The organism is Bacillus cereus, assembly GCF_015071065.1.
In the GTDB taxonomy this organism is placed as follows: Bacteria; Bacillota; Bacilli; order Bacillales; family Bacillaceae_G; genus Bacillus_A; species Bacillus_A cereus_BA.
This window is the reverse complement of record NZ_VOVA01000027.1, coordinates 20,423-33,708: the sequence shown is the minus strand read 5'-3', so window position 1 is coordinate 33,708 and position 13,286 is coordinate 20,423. Positions and strand designations below refer to the sequence as shown.

Below are 13,286 nucleotides of genomic sequence, written 5' to 3'. Positions count from 1 at the left end.
ATGATGATCTCTCCGATCATCACATCTGTTGAAATCACAACCTCCACCAAAACCAAAACCCATAATATTACCCCCTTTCGTTCGTTAGTACATCTTATGCTCGTCTAGAAAAGATGGTGTGAGTATATGAGTCTAGTTAAGTGTGGATTTTTTATTTAAAGATAAAAATTTCACTTTCAAATTAGAAGGGGCTAGCCCCTCGATTCGCTTCACCCCAGCCTTCACCATTCCACCCAAAACAAGGGGAGAAGACCTGGGTGGGTAATTAATACAAAAAGACGAAAAGTTATATATTTTAAACTTTTGGTTTTTTATTGAGTAATTTAGGAACTAAACTGAAACTCCTGAATAATATGTAATCAGGAAAAACAGTTTTGGAAACAAAACGCCATTTCCATCGGGGCAACCCGAAGGGAAGACCGATGTCTTCCCGCCCTACATAAGAAGACCACCCTAGGGTGGTCTTTTTTAATTTTGGTAATTTGTTTTTGATTTAGCTTTTGGTGAAGTTATCTTCTTAGCCTAAGGAATTTGCAGTTTCCTCTTCCAGTAAATGTCATAGTATGTGATTTTCGCGTTTTGACGGCGAGACCTCAAATTTAAAAGAACAACAAAAAGTAAAAAAAGAGTCCTGCTGATAATAACAGGACTCTTTTTAATTTGTGTATCAATCTTTGATGTGTCACTTTAGGAGTTATTTTGCACCTATTTCAAGCGCTATTTTGCACTATGAGTAAATATAAAAAGCCCAATTTCTCATTAAAATTGAGAAATTAGGCTTTTTTCGTTGCTCCATTAAAGCGCCCTTTAATCGAATAAACCACTAATTATTTTAGCTCTCGAAAATCTTCGATTGTAAAGTACACTACCTCTTCTCCACGCGAAATGAGCTCTTGTACAATTCCGATAGTCCGTGGTTCTGTGTAATCGACTTCAGTTGGACTCATCTCGAAGGGCTCGACGGCGTTCGTGCAGCACCAGCAGGATAATCATCCCCATTATTATACCTAAGACGATGCCTACCTGTGTGGTCAACAACCATGCCAATGGGTACTCTGGAGAGGGTGGCGCATCGAGTCGAACTGAAGATAAGGCGGAATAGAGGTTGTTGGAGAACAACGCTCCCGATGAAATCCATGCTGCTGTCATAGGAGGTAGAAACCACCTTGATCCACGGCGGGATGATACCACCAGTATGCCCCACGCACCAGCAAAGGACCACCCCCCTGTACTCAATGACAGCAGGTACCACCATACATCGCGTCCCCCCATAGTTGTCGGGTCGATGCCAAAAGAGCCACCAACCGCCCAAAACACCTTGATGACACCGAGCAGAATGCAACCGGCAGCGGCAATCCTAGCCAAAATGATCTGTAGTTGTAAAGTATTGCCCGGCAACTCCTTGTAGTCGGTTGTGCCACTCAGCGCCTCTGGCCAACGTGCCATTGCATACCCCGCTAATGCAAGCGGCAGGAAGATGCCAATCCCGAAAAGTGAGATCATGACGAAGATCTGCTCGTATACCCAGAAGTCGGCGGCACCTGCTTCTTGATCCCGGATCATAGCTGCAGGTCCCAGAACCGGTGCGATCAACAAAATGGGAACGAGCAAACCGGTACCAATCCAAATGGGTAGAGCAACCAACCACGCAGGTAGCCGCTCACCCCATGGCCTGCAAAACGCCATTGCAAGAAGGAGGCCAATAGCAGCGAGAACGACAGTTACTGCGTTTATAATGCGCCAGCTGGCGTCACCCATTTGCTCGGTTGGAAGGAAGAAACCAAAAGTCCATACGATTTTGATCAGCAGGTAAGGTGTTACTGCTATTGCCGCACCATAACCGCAGATTCTACGGAACCTCATCAATCTTGAGGCCTTCCTCTCTGTACTAATTGTCATCTTCTCCTCTCCTCTACAAATTCTAACTCACTTTGTTTCATAATTATTTATTCACAACTATCCAAATGCTTTTAAACCTTCCTTGTACAACTTTCAAGTACTTATATTTCCAAGACTTATATTAGTGCCTTCCTTACATAACATAGTTACTCTAGATTATCGAATAAAATGCCATGACGTAACTTCGAGTTCCCTTTGAGTAATCCCTACCTTAATTCCATTAGATGGCCCGATTGCGGGACAAAATTAAAAAAGCAGCCTGTCAATATTTGTTCCAAAACTCGTCGTTTAAGGCACTTTATTGAGTTCTAATGAAACTAACAGAAATATGTTCAAAAGCCAGTTCTAAAACTCATTACAAAAAACAAAGTGCTATAACAAATAGTGAATATCGTTTATGGAACTCTCTTAATGTACGGTAAACCCAGGTTTTTCAACTTAGAAAATCCTTAGCGTACGAAATTTCCGATTATCTTAACTTCGATGTGAGAACTATTGGAATAACAATGGTTCTCACATCATTTACATGTATTCAAAGTAAAACTGGCCTATATAATAATCAATCTTTTATACTGTTTTATTGAACTATCGAACCCCATGAACAAGGATTCCGGATACCTTTATTTAGAGACCATCAAGTGATGCTTTTTCTTCTTAATAGGTTTTCTTCTTTTAAATTAAGCTTTTTATATACTATGTAGTAAACCCACACAGCATTTATCAGTAACAATGCACTTGTAATAAAAAATACATATCGGATACCTATATGGGCTGCCACTTGCCCTCCTAAAACAGACCCTCCAAATACACCAATATATCCTGCTGACATATTAAAGCCAAAAACCCTACCTGTAAGAGCAGATGGTGTGATTTTCTTAATTAAAACGCTAACTGCAGGAGCCAAGCCAGCCGTGGTTAATCCCAATAAAAATTGAAGTACCATTAACTGCCAAGGATTTTTTACAAAGGCTTCTGGTATAAAAATGAGTCCCGCTACTACAAGGGCGACTAATATTACTTTCTGGGGTCCTATTTTATCGGAAATTTTACCCAGTCTTGGAGCGGCAATTATATTTGCCATCCCTGAAGCAGAGAATACGATACCAGCTATCAATGCAATATGACTAGTACCACGGGACAATTGAGTCACATATACTGTGATGATTGGTTCTATTGCATACAATGCCATATATATTATAAAAAAAAGTCACAAACATGGTAATAGTTAAGCTCTTTTCAGGTACATTCCTCCATGTTTCCTTGGCACTAAGCACTTTTTTATCCTCGCGGTTGAAGGACTCCTTTACAAATAAAGCGGTAATAATAAATGCAATAAGCATCATTGACCCCGTTATAAAGAATACATTTTGTAATCCAAAATTCTCCGCCATGAAGCCGACAATCATGGGTCCAAGTAAAGAACCCGAAATACTTGCCGTTGAAAGGGTACCTAAAGCCCACCCTGAATGTTCCTTTTCCGTCTGAGTTGCAATTAGTGTAGTACAGGCTGAACTGTATCCTGTTATTACACCCTGTAATAATCTTAATCCTATCAATACATATACATTCGAAGCAAAACCCATACTACCTATAACTATTGCCATACCAAGGCTCGCCCGCAAAAGCATTGGTTTTCGTCCGTATTTATCCGCAGCAAGCCCCCAAATTGGCGAAAAAATGGCAGAAATAATAAAGGTTATACCGAAAGAAAATCCGGACAACTGTGCAATTAAAGCTGCATTATCAACTCCAAGATGCTTGATATAAAGCGGCAACACTGGTGCAAGCTGACTCATTCCCACACCCGTTACAAACATCCCAAACCAGCAAACAATTAAATTCCTTTTCCAAATCGGCATGAGTATAACCTGTCCTTTCATTTTTTATTTCTATAACTAATAATGTTCTAAGTAAAATCAAACAAACGCCACTTTAGGAGAAAATCCTTGAGAGGCGTTTGCTTAGTTATGATATTAATCCAGTGTTTTAATCCAAGCATCAACAGTAACCACATCTGCTTGACGAGGGAATACCTTTTCCATAAGAACGCGGTGAACCTCAGAATCGGCATCGAGACAAGAATCAGAAAGTACCGTTATTGCAAAGTCTTTGTCTGCTGCTTCCCGTAAAGTGGATAAAACCACACCGCTTGTAGCAATACCACTGAGAACAAGCGAATCGATTTGCTGCGAACGGAGTAAAACTTCAAGGTTACTGCCAGCGAATGCACTAACTCTGTACTTCGTTACAACAGGTTCATTTGCTTCAGGCTGAACAGATTCGTGAATTTGTGTCCCTGCATCCGAGACAGTCATTCCGCCCATTTTAGTAATGGCTGAGAATCCTTTATTTTGTGGACTCAATTCTGGATAGCCTTCACTAAATCCTAGTCGAACAAAAATAACGGGAATATTATTTTGACGTGCTGCTTCAACAGCTTTTTGGAATGGAAGTAATACTTCTTTATTTTCTGAGAAACGTGATACAATACCATTTTGTAAATCCATAACTAATAATGCGGGGTTACTATCTTGATTTTGCATATTTGCATAACTCCTTTACAGTAGGTTAAAATTAAGTGGAGAGTTCTCCCTTTAAGATTGTAAGTGGAGAACTCTCCGCTTGTCAAGGAATGTAGATGTTAGGGAGTGTTGGTATGGCAAATGATGAGAATAAAACCCATAATCGGACTGAGCGGCGTGACGCTGCCGAGAATCGCCAACGTATATTAAATACGGCTCTTAGGCTATTTGAACAAAATGGTGTTGAACAAGTCAGTATGAATCAAATAGCAACAGAGGCGGGAATTGGTGCAGGAACGCTTTATCGCCGTTATAGAAATAAAAGTGAATTGTGTCTTGATTTAATCAAAGATAATATCGATATGCTTTTTGAGAATATCGAAGCATACTTGAAGCAGAACGGGACTGAGCCGCCAAGTCAACGAATAAAAGGCGTACTCAGCTTATTTGTCCGTTTCAGAGAAAAAAAAGCACAATTGCTTACAGGAGTAGAGAATTCTACTTCAAGTAATCCACGTTCAAGGGATAAGAGTCCTTTATATTACGAATTGCATCAGCTATTCGTAGAATTATTTGAAGAGATGCATAGAACCGAGAAAAAACAACCTAACAGCGTCTTTAGAGCTGATATGTTGCTGGCTGCTTTGAGCAGTGATTTCTATTTATTTCAAAGAGAAATACGTGGCTATTCGGCTGACATGATTTTGGAACAACTTTGTTTAACGTTTTGTTAAGGTATGAATAATGCCAATTTCCAATTTATCAACTTCATTATGTATCCTTTAAAAAAGGATACATAATGAAGTTACCACAAAAAAAGGGTTCTTAGATGGGAACCTTTTATCTTTATATCTCCCTTTTCTATATTCAACAATTAATTCTGCCAGTTAGCAGAATAATTTCCATCTCCCAATATTCCTCCCTTCTTTATTTACTATACATACTATAAAAATCAGTATAGTTATATAGTCTTTAACGGAATAAAAAAACGTATAACTTTACAATGAATACTGTAAAGTCATACGTAATGACTAGTTAAGATAATCGCGATTTGTTGGCGGGACCCCTGCTTATTCAGAAAGATTAATAGTGTCAAAGGTATTTTAAATGTAAACGGTAAGGATATACATACATATGATACTTGGGATCTAATTATTGATAATACTATAGGTATAAGATTTTCGGCTTTTGGCACTGTTTTAATAACTGACATATTTTTTTGTTTGAATAGTAAATCAATTGTTGGTATTTCAACAAAAAATTTGAGTGATCAGGAGATAAGGGATTATATATTGGACACTTTAAATCGATATGAACGTGAAGGACAAGTAAGAAGGAAAACAGTAAAAAAAATCGAGACGATTTTTTAAGAGATAAAAGAATTAAACCTGTTAATACGCAAGGGAAGAATAAAACGTGAGAATAATGAGGAGGAGACATATATTTGTTGTTATTAAATAGTAAGTTAATATTTATTATTAGGTTTATCTCTGTACATTGTGTGGGGATTTTTTTCATAAAGAAAAACACTCATATAAGAGTGTCTTTTCTAATAGTTTTTTTAGCAGAAGCAAGCAGCTCCAACGATGATTAATAAAATAAATAATACAACTAATAAAGCAAATTCTCCAGCAAAAACGCAGCCTTCGCTACAACTACCACCATAGCCCATAATAATAGTTCCTCCTTTAGATAAGAGGATGAAATGCGACTTGTAATAACAATGTGATTTTCTAATCGGCGAGGAGCCACATTACAAACGGTATTATCCAAAAAATCAACGCAAAAAAGAAATATCCACACCCTGAGTCTCCCCATCTTTCGGTTAGAAACTTAATATTTTCAATTTTTAATGATAAAGTCAAAAAAACATCTGCAAAAAATTTAAAAATTTTAAAACCTATTATACAAGCTTATACATCAATAAAAAAAATGAATATATTTACATAGAAAAGTTTTAAAAATATAAAGTAATTTTAAAAAGGAGATTAGATAATATGAGCGAACAATGTCCAATCAATGTACCTTGTCAAACAGCAGGACAAACTCAAACACCATTAAGTGATGCAGCTGCAGCACCAATTCTTACTCCAGGAGCACCAATTGTAAAAATTCCAGTTGTATTAGCAGAAAGAACAGTTCAAATTGTTGTAGAAACTGATATTACATTAGAACCTGCAGCAACTGAAATTAAACGTGTCCTAAAAAACGTATTTTTAACACAATGTAAGTTAGTTCCTGTAGCATTTACTCCAGTAGCAGGTACAGTTTACCGCCAAGTTACAAGAGCAAAATTATTTGTACAAGGGTTTATTCGTAAAAACATTGAATATGCAGGTGATGGATGTAATTCAGTGCTATTTGATCGTATTGCAAATGTTCCATTCTCTGGTTTTGCAGATTTAACAGAGGGTGATTTTCTAACACTACCTCTAATAGCAGCTTCCTCAGACACAACATCTCACTTTATTAATCCACAAAACGGTGATTTACCACGTTTAGACAAATACTTCTTCGAAAATGCAGTTGTTTATAACGAACAGCCATATTGCGAATTAGTCAGCGCTAACTTCTTTGAATTAGACTTTTCCCCTTGTCCAACAGAATTAAACGAAACATTTGATACACTTCGTGAAAAAATTGTACTAGATCTTACTTTAAAAGTTTTACAAGTACAACAAGTACAAATATAAAACAAAGAAGCACTCATTTTGAGTGCTTCTTATTTTTCAAACCCAACCTACTTAAAAGAACACCAACGCCTGTTGGTGTTCTTAAAAGGAAACTATAAATATAAATGGGGAGTGATACCCATTTATAATATATGTTTAGCCAACATTTATTGTGCTAAAAATTAAATATCATCATATGCATAGTTTCAACACCACTTAATATAGAGGGTGCTGTTTTAAATGATTTGAATTCCAACTTAGAACGCACACGTTTCTTAATAAAACGATGATCTTGTTCTACAATGTTATTTAGATATTTTATTTGCCTGATTTGGATGCCTACAGGCATCTTTTTCTCTTTCTTCAACTCAGTAATAACCATAGGATAGGTTGGATTCTTGTCTTGATCCTGGATATCAATTTAGACCATATACTGTTCTAGAGTATGTGATTGTAAATGAAGATTTTCGAGGTAATGGGATAGGTGAAAAGTTATTGAAACATGTAGAACAGATATCAATTACAAGGGGATTCACAAGAATTATCTTTTTAACGAATTTACCGAAAGAATTCTCCTTCCTCAAGCGTGTGAAGGGCGATAGCCCAACGGTAGGTGGGAGATGAATTTCGGTTTGGCATAGCCAAAAACTTTTGATAAACTAGCTATATGAAGTTCTTTGATAACTTGATATATGAGGTTGCAGGAAGAAAATAGAGTGCGAAAACCAAGCCATTCGGTTCCTGCGTAAAATATCAACCGTACCAAAAGAGCATCCAAGCGTTGGACATCTAGGGGGGGAACACCCCGAAGTAACGCTCAGGGAGACGAAAGGTTACTTTCGTCATGGAACTGAGAAGCTCCCACTTCAAGCTTAGCTAAGTGGCGAGTAGTTCACGTAGTACAACTAGAATAAAAGCACATAAATCCTTCACTAAAAATGGATACAATGTAACTATAAGTAAGGGGTTCAAGAAGTATATACCAATTAATTAAGTTTTATATATAAATATTTTTGCCCATCTCCCGAAAAGAGGAAAAAAGAAAAAAGAACGTTTTTTGTACTTAGCGGTAGTGAAAATTCTTAAGTTGATGGGAATGGTATTGAATCCATTAAAAATGCTTTTTCAGTAGATAATAAGTTATGTTAGAAAGAACAGTAATTGCAGAGTTAGTCTCTGACATGAGCTACCTTCATATTCAAGATAAGGGGGTATGAATTATTAAGTATTCATTTTTATAGAAACTTTTACAACATCTTTCTCTACAAAATTGTGAGCAATGGGACATTTATATACTTGAAATTTATTTGGATTTTCAAAGTTAGCTTCATGTGTAAAAACATTACCGAGTATTTTTTCTTCGATGATGCTAAATTGATGCTCCTCTTTAATATCTTTTGATTCTATAAGACCTTGAAAGGGAACGTCATCTTGGATCCTATAGTTTGGAATTATCCTGTTATAAGCTACTGCTGTATAAGTAACAGTCTTACGGATAAATCCCGAAATATTGACTACTTCTGAACACACCTTTTCAATCGTAGTAAATATCTGTCTATCAACTTTGATAGTTCCTTTTTTTGCAGGAGGAATTAACTGGATTTTATGCTCTACAAATTGTCTAAAGCACAATGTTCTTAATTTGGGGGATTTTGGTGGTTTTTTCGTTTTTGGAGTTTCAGGAAAGCATGAAGATATTCTTGTTACTTCAGGAAGACCTGATAAATTAATATGTGAGAAATAAGGCGTGCTTGTTATAATGAAATTTTTCTTGTAATGTAAATTCATATACGTTTCCTCACCTTTCCAATGGAATATAGTGTAAAGTATGTCTTCTTCATCATATATGCTTCTTTTTGACGAGGAATTTTTCAAAATGAGCTCATGTCATATATTGATGTGATTTTTCAGTAATTAAAATATTTTTGTGTGTCTGTGGGCTATATTTATAAAAAGTACGTCATCAAACGAGAAGTTCCTTCATCATGAGTCTAAAAAGTTAGCTGCTAATTTTGATGTTGTAGCTATTGAAGACCTAAACATGAAAGGAATGTCGCAAGCACTTCATTTTGGAAAAAGTGTCGCTGATAATGGGTGGGGTATGTTCACTTCTTTCTTAGCTTATAAACTAAACGAACAAGGAAAACAACTTGTGAAAATAGACAAATGGTTTCCTTCCACAAAAACATGTAACAGTTGTGGAAATGTGAAAAATATGACATTGTCTGAACGAGTATATTCTTGTATATACGGTGTAAATCTCGATAGAGATTATAACTCAGCTATCAATATCAAAAATGAAGCAATACGCCTATTAGCGTTAGCATAAATAGCAATAAAATAACCTTTGGAACAAGGGAGTTAGCTCGGCTGTCTTAGGACGAATTCGTTAGCAGTAACGACTAACCGAGAAGCACCCACTTCAAACAGTCCGTTAGGACGTTAAGTGGCGGGTAGTTCACATCTAGTATCTTTTCTTTCTTCTATTCTTTTCAATGTATTCATAAATTTTATCCATAACAAACGTTTCGTGTTCTATCCAAATGGCTTCAGCTTCTTCTAATGTAACTACTCTCACTAGTTTCTCAATTGCTGTATCTTTAACTAAAAATGTAGCTATAGCACCTGTAGATGTTGAATATTTACTGATAACTAAATCTATAATGTTATCAATCTCTAATACTCTATTATTATGAGACTTATTCTCAATTTGACTACTTTGGGTTGATATTTCTTTATTATGCAGTTCTTTTAATCGGGAATTTAGAGTGAATTCTACATAACCTATTGGAGAATCAATATTTGAACGAAATCGTATATCCTCAATTATTTCTAATACAATTTCTTTATGAGCTTCCCATTTTTTTAAAACTTTAGGAAACACTTTTTCTTTACAGCGTTCTTCAAAATTTTTAATTTTTTGTTCAAATGTATTGGGCTGTTGAAATTTATCTAAATTTTTTTCAAAATGAACTAAATTGTTATCTTTCTTTTTTTGGCCACGGATAATAAATTTAATTTTTTGTACTTTCCTGCCTAATTTGATTTCTTCAAATTCAAAAGAAATATCTGTTTTTTGGTCCAATTCTTTTTGGGAAGGTTTTAATACACGTTGCTTAAAATTTGCATAGTTAGGGTATATATCCATTGCATCTAAGTAATACCTTAAATTTTCTAGACTAATTGTACGTTCCTTTAAATCTTCATATTGTTTAAGTAGTTCATAAATACGTATAGCGTATGTACTTTTCAATTTAACAACATTAGCTAATCTATAGCTTGTAAACTTGCTGCTTAATTCTAATAGAAATGGCTTTAATAACGGATCAAAACGCATATCAATTGTTCCTTTATTTCTGTTGTAAATTGCTGAAGAAAGCCAAGATACCTGTATCAGCTCTTCCCCCGTCCGAATTTCAATTACTTTTGATAATAATTCCTTTGTAATTTTACTTAACTCCGAATATTTAGTAGATCCATTTAGACCAAGTAGATCATGAAAATGTTTGATGGGGAATGTGTAAGTTTTAAAATCCCGATCATTGGGTTCAATATTACTAGCCAAACAAAGTAATATTTTTTGTTCTACTAAATTTAAACGTGAATTTGCTTCAATTAAAGTATTTGATTTTGAAACAATATTATTTTCTTTAATCTGCAAATCTTGATTTTCAGACATACCTACATACGTCCCTTCTTTCTTACCTCTACTGTTCTATTAACTATAACAAATATATTCCCTTTGTTATAGTTAATTTTTTATCAATTCAGAAAATTTTATCCTCACTATTATTGTTGAGAAGCCCTTTGTTTTATATAAAATTATTTAAATAGTGAAAAATTTTCAGGAATATTTAGAGTTGTAAAGTATATAAACAAATTTGTTATCTTTAGAACCATTGTTGTTATGGTTAAAACTAAATTTGTTATCTTTATAATCATTTTTGTTATAGTTAAAACTAAAATGATTATCTTTAGAACTATTTTTGCTAGAATTAAACAACCAAATTTGTTACCTTTAGAACTATTTTTGCTAGAGTTCAGTAACCAAATTTGTTACCTTTAGAACTATTTTTGCTAGAGTTCAGTAACCAAATTTGTTACCTTTAAAACCATTTTTGTTATGATTACAACCAAGTTTGTTACCTTTAAAACCATCTTTGTTAGAGCTCAGCAACTAAATTTGTTATCTTTAGAACCATTTTTGTTATAGTTACAACCAAGTTTGTTATCTTTAGAACCACTTTTGTTATAATTAAGAGTTATAATCCCTTATATATCAAGACATTTCATGCTCTTAAAACATATAAACATATAAAACATATAAAACAATTAATATATAAAACAAGCAAAACATAAAGTGTTGAATGCATATACTTATTATCATTTTTTAAATAAAATTCCCACGTCATACAACCAAATTTGTTATATTTAGTTTAAATAGACATGTAAACGACAATTAATTGCAAAACTCTTTGGGAATATTTAAGTATAAATTAAGGTATATACCCGACTAAAAAATCATACAATAAAAAAAGCCCCAAAAAAGGGCCTAATGAGTTTCGTTAGAAAGGAATGTTTTCTATATAATATATGCTTGTTGCAATAGAATGTGAGAAAATACATAAAAGTTTCATTTGATAGAGAAGTGGAGTAGCTTAATCGGGATGGGGGGATAGTTGAAGGTATCCGTTGTGTGAAGATGCTGTTTTATGAAGATAAAGACTCAGCATTACGAACTTTTTCAGGAAAGTACTCAAAAGCTAAAAAATATCGGGAATAATCTGAATTAATACTCCCATGACTAAAGTTGCGAGCTCTAATTCTAACGGATCAACGAACCGGACTCTTGAATGACTGAGGGTTCGCAATCCATTTTTTGTCGTAAGGAAATACATATAATGATGTTTTCTATCGATTATGGGTATGAATGTATATTTGGTTGACGGTAATGTCGGTAAGATCCCGTTTCTTAATAAAACAATGATCTGTTCCGTAATGTTATTTAGATATTTTACTTGTCTGATTGAGATGCCTAAGGGTATCTTTTTTCTTTTTGCAATTACAATCGGTTAGGTTGAATTTTGTTCTCCTGCGATAACATGAGGATTTGAAACATGAAAAGACCGCAAGGCTTTTTGAAAAAGTACTTTGCAGCCATATGATTCCTATACCTGTTTAAATAATAGTTGATTGTACACCCTTCTGACTCAAAGGTACGATATAAATAAATTACCCTTAACTTTTACATAAGTTTCATCAAATCTTCAGGAATCGTTTATTGATCTCAAGTGTATATTGTTTTGATCCTTTTCCACAAATTAATTTTTACCTGTTTTGTTTTGTCCATATATAAGATTAAGAAGCTGCATATATTCATCTTCTTGTCCGATATCAAATCGTTTCCCATCAATCATTTTTCCATATACTTTTTTTGTCATGATTAAAGAATGAATCGCATCTGTTAATTGATATTCCCCTCCAACACCAGGTTGAATATTTTTTAATAAAGGAAAAATATCAGGTGTGAAAACATATCTACCAATTACTGCAAGATTAGATGGAGGATTTACTTTTGGCTTTTCTATAATATTTGTAATGTTCACATAATTTCCTTTTACAATATTCCCTTCAATAATACCATACTTCTCTATGCACTCATCTGGTACCGTATGAATGCCTATTACACTATTTTTCGTCTCTTTATAAATACTAATTAACTGATTTAAAGCAGTTTCTTTATCCGAAACTACAATATCATCTGGCAAGAGTACAGCAAAAGGTTCATTACCAATAAATGTTTCACCTAATTTTATCGCCTCACCAAGTCCTCTTGCATATGGCTGCCTTATATAATGGATTTGAACATTAGGAATAGCAAGCCCTTTTAACAGATGGGCTTTTTTTTCTTTTTCTAAAAAAGCCTCCAATTCTAATGAATAATCAAAGTAATCAACTATTAAATCCTTTCTGCTAGAAAGTACAATTAATATTTGCTCAATACCTGACTTTACAGCTTCTTCCACAATATAATGAATCGCAGGTTTATTACCTATTGGAAACATTTCTTTTGGAATTACTTTTGTAATTGGAAGGCTCCTTGTGCCGTAACCAGCGGCTGGAATGATTGCTTTTTTAATCACTAATCTCTCGCTCCCTCGAGTGTTTACAATATTAATATTCAGTAACCTCC

At 34.6% G+C, this 13,286-nt stretch carries 8 protein-coding genes and 6 pseudogenes; 5 read left to right on the top strand and 9 right to left on the bottom strand.

All coding sequences use genetic code 11. From position 1 onward, the window contains the following. Positions 1-933 precede the first annotated feature (933 nt). The 3 genes and pseudogenes from FT637_RS27570 to FT637_RS27560 all read right to left on the bottom strand — a co-directional run bounded on the left by FT637_RS27570 (position 934) and on the right by FT637_RS27560 (position 4,442). On the bottom strand, positions 934-1,899 hold the full coding sequence (locus FT637_RS27570; RefSeq protein ID WP_193648961.1) for a hypothetical protein: 966 nt from the start codon (positions 1,897-1,899) through the stop codon (positions 934-936). A gap of 634 nt (positions 1,900-2,533) precedes the next feature. Continuing rightward, positions 2,534-3,758, bottom strand: a pseudogene (locus tag FT637_RS27565) (multidrug efflux MFS transporter). Between the two features lie 114 nt (positions 3,759-3,872). Beyond that, positions 3,873-4,442, bottom strand: coding sequence for a cysteine hydrolase family protein (locus tag FT637_RS27560; RefSeq protein ID WP_193648960.1), 570 nt, complete (start codon positions 4,440-4,442; stop codon positions 3,873-3,875). Between the two features lie 113 nt (positions 4,443-4,555). On the opposite strand from FT637_RS27560, the gene FT637_RS27555 reads away from it, so the two are divergent. Then, complete coding sequence (locus tag FT637_RS27555; RefSeq protein ID WP_193648959.1) at positions 4,556-5,155, top strand: TetR/AcrR family transcriptional regulator; 600 nt, start codon at positions 4,556-4,558, stop codon at positions 5,153-5,155. Between the two features lie 827 nt (positions 5,156-5,982). Here the strand turns inward: FT637_RS27555 and FT637_RS27550 are convergent. Then, positions 5,983-6,093 (bottom strand): YjcZ family sporulation protein, encoded by a 111-nt coding sequence (locus FT637_RS27550; RefSeq protein WP_193648958.1) that lies wholly within the window; start codon positions 6,091-6,093, stop codon positions 5,983-5,985. A 325-nt stretch (positions 6,094-6,418) separates the two neighbouring features. On the opposite strand from FT637_RS27550, the gene FT637_RS27545 reads away from it, so the two are divergent. Next, positions 6,419-7,114, top strand: a complete 696-nt coding sequence (locus tag FT637_RS27545) for a CsxC family protein (RefSeq protein WP_193648957.1) — start codon at positions 6,419-6,421, stop codon at positions 7,112-7,114. A gap of 169 nt (positions 7,115-7,283) precedes the next feature. On the opposite strand, the pseudogene FT637_RS27540 reads toward FT637_RS27545, so the two are convergent. Further along, positions 7,284-7,496 (bottom strand): annotated as a pseudogene (locus FT637_RS27540) (DDE-type integrase/transposase/recombinase); the annotation flags it as partial. Between FT637_RS27540 and FT637_RS27535 the strand changes: the two are divergent. Beyond that, positions 7,493-7,651: pseudogene (locus tag FT637_RS27535) on the top strand (GNAT family N-acetyltransferase); the annotation flags it as partial. The pseudogenes FT637_RS27540 and FT637_RS27535 sit on opposite strands and share 4 nt — an antisense overlap. Positions 7,652-7,991: 340 nt before the next feature. After that, positions 7,992-8,087 (top strand): annotated as a pseudogene (locus tag FT637_RS30185) (GNAT family N-acetyltransferase); the annotation flags it as partial. A 227-nt stretch (positions 8,088-8,314) separates the two neighbouring features. Here FT637_RS30185 and FT637_RS27530 read toward each other — a convergent pair. Continuing rightward, positions 8,315-8,881: a hypothetical protein gene (locus FT637_RS27530; RefSeq protein ID WP_193648956.1), complete on the bottom strand. Its 567-nt coding sequence runs from the start codon at positions 8,879-8,881 to the stop codon at positions 8,315-8,317. A 184-nt stretch (positions 8,882-9,065) separates the two neighbouring features. On the opposite strand from FT637_RS27530, the pseudogene FT637_RS27525 reads away from it, so the two are divergent. Beyond that, positions 9,066-9,422, top strand: a pseudogene (locus FT637_RS27525) (RNA-guided endonuclease InsQ/TnpB family protein); the annotation flags it as partial. 135 nt (positions 9,423-9,557) lie between these two features. Here the strand turns inward: FT637_RS27525 and FT637_RS27520 are convergent. The 3 genes and pseudogenes from FT637_RS27520 to FT637_RS27515 all read right to left on the bottom strand — a co-directional run bounded on the left by FT637_RS27520 (position 9,558) and on the right by FT637_RS27515 (position 13,236). Continuing rightward, entirely contained in the window at positions 9,558-10,772 is a 1,215-nt protein-coding gene (locus tag FT637_RS27520) for a replication initiation protein (protein WP_193648955.1), read from the bottom strand. A 1,286-nt stretch (positions 10,773-12,058) separates the two neighbouring features. Beyond that, positions 12,059-12,326, bottom strand: a pseudogene (locus tag FT637_RS30180) (DDE-type integrase/transposase/recombinase); the annotation flags it as partial. An 88-nt stretch (positions 12,327-12,414) separates the two neighbouring features. Beyond that, positions 12,415-13,236 (bottom strand): UTP--glucose-1-phosphate uridylyltransferase, encoded by an 822-nt coding sequence (locus tag FT637_RS27515; protein WP_193648954.1) that lies wholly within the window; start codon positions 13,234-13,236, stop codon positions 12,415-12,417. Between the last annotated feature and the right edge of the window lie 50 nt (positions 13,237-13,286).

Excerpts from the sequence above, each read along its gene's own strand:
- FT637_RS27570 (WP_193648961.1), bottom strand. The coding sequence starts at position 1,899 with ATGACAATTAGTACAGAGAGGAAGGCCTCAAGATTGATGAGGTTCCGT.
- FT637_RS27545 (WP_193648957.1), top strand. The coding sequence starts at position 6,419 with ATGAGCGAACAATGTCCAATCAATGTACCTTGTCAAACAGCAGGACAA.
- FT637_RS27530 (WP_193648956.1), bottom strand. The coding sequence starts at position 8,881 with ATGAATTTACATTACAAGAAAAATTTCATTATAACAAGCACGCCTTAT.
- FT637_RS27555 (WP_193648959.1), top strand. The coding sequence starts at position 4,556 with ATGGCAAATGATGAGAATAAAACCCATAATCGGACTGAGCGGCGTGAC.
- FT637_RS27520 (WP_193648955.1), bottom strand. The coding sequence starts at position 10,772 with ATGTCTGAAAATCAAGATTTGCAGATTAAAGAAAATAATATTGTTTCA.
- FT637_RS27550 (WP_193648958.1), bottom strand. The coding sequence starts at position 6,093 with ATGGGCTATGGTGGTAGTTGTAGCGAAGGCTGCGTTTTTGCTGGAGAA.
- FT637_RS27560 (WP_193648960.1), bottom strand. The coding sequence starts at position 4,442 with ATGCAAAATCAAGATAGTAACCCCGCATTATTAGTTATGGATTTACAA.